The sequence below is a fragment of the Frateuria sp. genome (assembly GCF_035695185.1).
In the GTDB taxonomy this organism is placed as follows: Bacteria; Pseudomonadota; Gammaproteobacteria; order Xanthomonadales; family Rhodanobacteraceae; genus Frateuria_A.
In genome coordinates this window covers 1-5,830 of record NZ_DASSES010000034.1, presented here as the reverse complement: position 1 = coordinate 5,830, position 5,830 = coordinate 1, and the positions used below count along the sequence as shown (strand labels likewise).

At 70.4% G+C, this 5,830-nt stretch carries 6 protein-coding genes; all 6 read left to right on the top strand.

The window, feature by feature from the left end:
• Positions 1-592: UDP binding domain-containing protein (locus VFH59_RS02360; protein WP_325163283.1), on the top strand; the 592-nt coding region annotated here is incomplete at its 5' end.
• A 156-nt stretch (positions 593-748) separates the two neighbouring features.
• Entirely contained in the window at positions 749-1,966 is a 1,218-nt protein-coding gene (locus VFH59_RS02355) for a polysaccharide pyruvyl transferase family protein (protein ID WP_325163282.1), read from the top strand.
• 11 nt (positions 1,967-1,977) lie between these two features.
• On the top strand, positions 1,978-2,883 hold the full coding sequence (locus VFH59_RS02350; RefSeq protein ID WP_325163281.1) for a glycosyltransferase family 2 protein: 906 nt from the start codon (positions 1,978-1,980) through the stop codon (positions 2,881-2,883).
• A 2-nt stretch (positions 2,884-2,885) separates the two neighbouring features.
• Entirely contained in the window at positions 2,886-3,947 is a 1,062-nt protein-coding gene (locus tag VFH59_RS02345; RefSeq protein ID WP_325163280.1) for an EpsG family protein, read from the top strand.
• 203 nt (positions 3,948-4,150) lie between these two features.
• Positions 4,151-5,611, top strand: coding sequence for an asparagine synthase-related protein (locus VFH59_RS02340; RefSeq protein WP_325163279.1), 1,461 nt, complete (start codon positions 4,151-4,153; stop codon positions 5,609-5,611).
• A partial coding sequence (locus VFH59_RS02335) for a glycosyl hydrolase family 28-related protein (RefSeq protein ID WP_325163278.1) occupies positions 5,608-5,830 on the top strand: 223 nt, incomplete at its 3' end. The genes VFH59_RS02340 and VFH59_RS02335, both read left to right, overlap by 4 nt.

Below are 5,830 nucleotides of genomic sequence, written 5' to 3'. Positions count from 1 at the left end.
CTCGTGCTTCCCCAAGGACGTGCAGGCGCTGGAGCGCACCGCGCACGGCGTGGGCTTCGAGGCGAAGCTGCTCGGGGCCGTCGAAGCGGTCAACTACGCGCAGAAGGGCAAGCTGTTCGAGCTGATCGAGCGGCACTGCGGCGGGCAGCTGAAGGGCAAGACGATTGCGCTGTGGGGCCTGGCGTTCAAGCCCAACACCGATGACATGCGCGAGGCGTCCAGCCGGCGGCTGATGGAGCTGCTGTGGGCGGCCGGGGCGAAGGTGCGTGCGTTCGATCCGGAGGCGCGCGGCGAGACCAAGCGCATCTACGGCGAGCGGCCGGACCTGGTGCTGTGCGAGGACGCCTACCAGGCGCTGGAGGGCGCCGACGTGCTGGCGATCGTGACCGAATGGAAGGCCTTCCGCGCGCCCGATTTCGCGCGCATCCGCGGTGCGCTGAAGGCACCGGCGATCTTCGACGGACGCAACCTGTACGACCCGGCGCAGGTGGAGGAAGCCGGACTGGCCTACTACGGCATCGGGCGCGGGCGCTCGCTGGCATCGGTTCCGGTGCCGTCGGCGGCCGTGCTGCGCCCCGCAGCCATGGCCTGAGCCAAGGTACCGCCCGCCGGCCGCAGGACAGCGCGGCCGGCGGGCGACCGACGCCAGCGAAGGGTAGCGGAGGCATGTCGCGTCGCCTCGCGAGCGGCGGCGAAGCCCATGCCCCCATCCAACCATTCCCTGCACCCCGCACGCCAGGACGCACTCGTGAAACGCTTCTACCTCTCCGGGCAGCGCACGTTCCGCAACCGAGGTTGCGAGGCCATCGTGCGCAGCACGGTCGCCTTGCTGAAGGAACAATTCGGCGACGTCGAGGTGCTGGTGCCCTCGGTCAACATCGCGCGCGACAGTGCGCAGTGGCCGAACGCCGCCGATGACGGCGTGCACCTGGTGCGCGCCTACCTGCCGCCGCCGACGCGCTACTGGGTGCAGCTGCAGAGCCTGCCGCTGCCGCTGATCAAGCGCGCCGGCTGGCCGTTTCCACTGCCGCGCTGGCTGCGCCGCCAGCTCGAATCGGTCGACGCGGTGCTGGCCGTGGGCGGCGACAACTATTCGCTCGACTACCGCATTCCTTCGCCAATCATGAGCGTGGACGGCTGGGCCATGGACATGGGCAAGCCGGTCATGCTCTGGGGCGCATCGGTCGGCCCGTTCGAGCGTGAACCCGAGTTCGTCGAGCCGGTGACCCGCCACCTGGCGCGGATGCACTTCGTGGCCGCGGGCGAGTCGATGAGCCACGACTACCTGGTCCACAAGCTGGGCCTGCGCAACGTGATCCGCATGACCGAGCCCTCGTTCATGCTCGGCAAGGAGCCGGTGGATCTGCGGCCGTTCTGGCCGCGCGGCGACGGCCACGTGCTCGGCCTGAACGTGAGCCGCCTGATCGAGCGGCACAAGCGCCAGGACAAGGACCTTCACGCGGAGCTGGCCGCCTTCATCCGCCACGCGGTGAAGGAGTACCAGCTGGGCGTGCTGCTGATCCCGCATGCCGATCCGCTGCGCGAGGACGCGCGCGCCGGCGACGCCGCCTACATGGAACCGCTGCTGGCGCAGCTGGCGGACCTGGGCGATGCGGTCAAGATGATGCCCAACCATTTCAACGCGGTGCAGACCAAGTACGTCATCAGCTACCTGCGCTTCTTCATCGGCGCGCGCGCACACCCGGTGATCTCGGCGCTTTCCAGCGGCGTGCCCACGGTATCGATCGCCTACAGCGTCAAGGCCTGCGGGATCAACCGCGACATGTTCGGCAACCAGGAAATGGTGTTGCAGGCGCGCAACCTGTCCTCGGCCACGCTGAGCGAGGCGCTCGCGCACCTGGTGCAGCGCGAGGACGCGCTGCGCAGCCTGCTCGAGCAGCGCACCGCCGAATGGCAACTGGCCGCGCGCGCCGCGGCTGCACGCATCCACGACTGCCTGTGCTGACAGGAGACCCCATGCAGACCACGATCGCAGACAATCCGCCGCGCCCGCGCCTCTCCGCCGACAGCAAGGTGGCGCCGGTGAGCGTGGTGGTGCCGTGCTATCGCTGCGCCGACACCATCGGCCCGGCCGTCGCCTCGGTCGCCGCGCAGCGGCTGCCGCCGGCCGAGGTGCTGCTGGTGGACGACTGCAGCGGTGACGACACGCTCGAGCGCCTGCACCAGGTGGCCGCCGCGTATCCGGACGGCTGGGTGCGGGTGTTCTCGCTGCCGCGCAACGGCGGGCCGAGCGCCGCACGCAACCACGGCTGGGCGCAGGCGCGCCAGCCCTACATCGCGTTCCTGGATGCCGACGATACCTGGCATCCCGAGAAGCTCTCGATCCAGATGGAAGTGCTGGCGGGCGATCCCGGGATCGCCCTGCTGGCGCATGCGATGAACGTGCAGGCCCGCACCGATCCGCCACCGCCCGTGCGCCGTCCGATCGCGGTGCGCGTGTTGCCCAACCGCCTGCCGCTGCTGGGCAGTCCGTTCCCCACCGCGTCGATGCTGTTGCGCCGCGACCTGCCGTTCCGCTTCGACGAGCGCCGCCGACGCGCGGAGGATTTCATGCTGTGGGCGCAGATCCTGCTCTCCGGCTACCGCTGCGCGCGGATCGAGCCGGTGCTGGCGTCCTGGCACAAGCCGCCGTTCGGCGCCGGCGGGCTGAGCGGCGACATGGAAGCGATGTACGCGGCGGCCATCGATGTGCGCCGCGCGCTCCACGAGCAGGGCCTGATCGGCGGCGCGCGCATGCGCGTGGCCGCCGTGCTGGGCGTGGCCCGCTACGCGCGCCGGCGCGCCATCACCTACGCGCGCCGGTTCTCTGCAGGCACGCACTCCACGGGCACGCGTGCCACCCATGCCGACCAGGCGAGCTGACGATGAACACCACCACGATCAACCAGCCCCTCCCGCTGTCCGACAGCCCCACCAATACCAACGCCCGCGTCCTGCTCGGGCTGATGCTGGTCGCGGCGGTGATCGCCGTGGTCGACTACGTCGTGGCCACCCGCGGCAACATCGGCACCGACACCTCGGTGTACGCCAGCTTTTTCCAGAACCTCAGCCAGCACGGGCCGGTCGACAGCCGCTTCGAGCCGGTCTTCTACTACCTGAGCGTGGCGCTTGCGCAAACGGGCATGGGCTTCCCGGCCTACGAGGGCGTGATGTTCCTGGTCATGACGGGGACCGTGCTGGTGGCCACGCGCCGGTACCACGACTACCTGCAGAGCGAGTCCGCCTACACCACTTTCCTGGCGGCCTCGCTGCTGTTCCTCTTCATATCGCCGACCATGTCCAACGCCGTGATCAACGTGATGCGCCAGGGACTCGCGTCGCTGCTGGTGTTCACGGCGCTGCTGGCGTTCTACCAGCGACAGTGGCGGGCGTTCTTCCTGTGGGGCCTGCTGGCGACCGGCTTCCACTACTCGTCGGTGCTGTACCTGCTGTTCGCGCCGGTGCTGCTGCTCAAGCCACGGCTGCAGCGATGGGTCGGCATCGCCGCGTTCCTCGCCTACTGCAGCGGCTTCACCATGGTGCTGGTGCGGGCGATCCTGCCGAGCCTCTACACCACGGTGATGACCATGGACGGCGGCGGCGTCGACTACAAGACCGGCGTGCGGCTGGACTTTGCGGTGTTCTCGCTGTTCTGGTACCTGCTCCCCCTCGCCGTCGCGCCGCTGGTGCACCAGCCCGTGCGTGACCGGATCAACCGCGGCACCGCCATCTACCTGGTGCTGATGCTGCCGTTCTTCGCCGTCGGCTGGGGCAACTTCTCCAACCGGTACCTGTTGCCGGCGTGGCTCTCGGTGTCGCTCATCCTGGCCGCGATCTGCTGCGACAACCGCTTCTCGCCGCTGCGCAACCCGGTCGTGCTGCGCATGGGGCTGGTCGGCGCTGCCGGCGTGTTCTGCTACTACGTCACGCACGGGGTGGTGCTGTGAAGCGCCGCTCCGCGACGGGCGCGCAGGCCCGCGCTCAGCGCCCGCGCGCTGCCCGCACGGGCGACCCGCTTCACCCGCCGCCTGCACCGGGCCTGCTATCCCTGATGCCGCGCCCGCGGCGGACCGCGGTGCCGTAGCCCGGCTGCCGCGACGCCCGCGCCCGCCACGCCCGCCCACCGACGTCTGCAAAGGAAGTCCGCACCATGTCCACCGCCACAGCCGCCGTGCCGGATGCCGCTCCCCGCATCAAGCTCAGCACCTCGCCTTACCGGGGCGAGGCGGACTTCGCGCCGCTGTCGCGCCTGACCGGCGGTCGGCCGCTGGATCCGGTCTCCATCGCCGACGTGCTGCGCAACGCGTTCGTCTATCCGCCGCACACGATCTATCCGGAGGTCAAGGTGGCGGTCTTCGGCTTCGATCCGGAGCGCGACCTGCACGCGGCGCCCGAATACCGTTTCCCCTTCCGTTCCTCTCCCGCGCCATCGTCGCGTCCGGCCGAGCAGGCGGTGGACGAGGACGCGCTGCTGCAGACCTACCATCGCCTGCTGTGCGAGGCGGTCACCCGCTCGACCGCCGGCATGCAGGCACCGTGGATGCTGCAGAGCGGCGGCAAGGATTCCAGCTCGCTGGCGATCGCGGTGGCTGAGGCGCGTCCCGACACCTGTTGCCTGACCTACCTGGGTGGACGCGAGGAGGACGAGGTGGCCTCGGCGCGCGCGGTCGCGCGCCAGCTGGGCCTGCGCCATGAAGCACTGGTCTGCGAGCCGTCGCGCGCCTATGACCGCTACCTGGCGATGGTGCCGCGGATGCCGCTGCTGTCGGCCGATTTCGCGATGCTTTCCTACGCCGACCTCACGACCGAGATCGCCGGGGCGGGCGGCGACGGCGTCATCGACGGGCTCGGCTCCGATATCTACTTCGGCACCCCGGTGGACGCGCGCCGCAGCGCGCTCTTCCGCATGGCCCGCGACCTGCCGGTGCCCGCCCGGCTGTTCGAGACTAGTCCGGTCAGCCGCAGCTTCGTCGCCTGCTTCGTGCTGGCGACGCTGGGCATGGACCCGTTCGAGCGCTATTTCCCCGGCTCGCGCTTCAGCGACGCGGAGGTCGACCGGTTGCTCGGTCGCCCGGTCGCCGCGCAATCACGCCAGCGCCTGCGCGTGTTCCAGGAAGAACTGGCGGCCGCCAACACCATCGAGGCGCGCAAGCGCGTCACGCTGGCCATCGTCGAGGCCGGTGCGGGCTTTCCGAAGGGGCAGTACACCTCCAGTGCGCTCGGCCTGCGCCAGGCCTATCCCTTCTGCGACGCGCAGCTGGCCGAGTGGGTCTACCGCGAAGTGCCGGACACGCAGCTGATCGACCGCGAAGGCCACAACAAGCCGCTGGTGCGCAAGCACATCGCGCGCCGCTTCGGCGAGCTGCCGTATGTGCGGGCGAAGGGCTGCTTCCGCTTCGACCTGTGCGGCCTGGCCGCCGAGCGCTTCGAACAGGTACATGCCTTCGCGGTGGAGGCGCGCGACCTGATGCCGGGTGCCGCGCGCTGGCTCGAGGAATACCGCGGGCGCATGGGCAACAAGTTCTTCGCCTCCAAGTTCTACCTGCTGGCGGTCACCCTGCCGTGGCTGCTCAGCCGCGCCGGCGCGCCGTTGCGGGAGCCTGACGCATGAACCGGCCGCTCGCCAACCCGCGTCGCGTGTTCCTGCAGCGCGCCCTGGCGCTGGCGGCAGCCGCGCTGCTGCCCTTGCCGGCCATCGCCATGGCGGCCGGCAAGGTGATCGACGTGCGCAGCAAGGGCGCGCGCGGTGACGGCAAGACCGACGACACCGCCGCGATCCAGGCCGCCATCGATGCGCTCGGTGCCGCCGGCGGCACCGTGCGCGTGCCGG